General features: G+C 45.9%; 1 protein-coding gene. It reads right to left on the bottom strand.

Annotated features, from left to right (window positions below; all coding sequences use genetic code 11):
- On the bottom strand, positions 1 to 518 hold a 518-nt coding region (locus tag DMB45_RS14790; protein ID WP_181416534.1), incomplete at both ends, for a hypothetical protein.

Here is a 518-nt window from a genome sequence, read left to right as displayed (position 1 = left end):
TTTTGATTCCGAACACGTAAACGACAATCGACCGACAATCGATTTCCACGCGACTCGTAATCCAGATCCAAATCGAGCAGGGTGACTTTGGGGTAGGAATTGTAATGGACGTATACATCACGATAGAGACGACGAGCCTCGACAGCACCTTGATATCTTAGATAAAAAGTCATGCCGCTACCGACTCCAAGGATAAAACATATCACGCAGACAAACCTCCATAAACGCTTCTCCCGTGCACTATTCGGGAGACGGCGGGACAACACCACCGCGGCGCTAAAAAAACCGACACCACACAACAACCAGCAAAACCGGTGAAAAAAATAACCCCACGGGTCGGGGAAACCGACCATATCGGAAAATATATTGGGTACATGAAGTGCAAAAGGATCAAACAAGCCCTGGCATGCATCCGGCAAGAAAACGACGGTCAACAACAAGTACCCGATTAAGAGAATAAAAGAAAAAAGACGGTTACGGGTTAAGTATACCACGAAAAAAGAAAAACCCGTCAAAAA

Source organism: Sanguibacteroides justesenii (genome assembly GCF_003204205.1).
GTDB classification, from domain to species: Bacteria; Bacteroidota; Bacteroidia; order Bacteroidales; family Marinifilaceae; genus Gabonibacter; species Gabonibacter massiliensis.
This window is presented reverse-complemented; position numbering and strand designations above follow the sequence as displayed.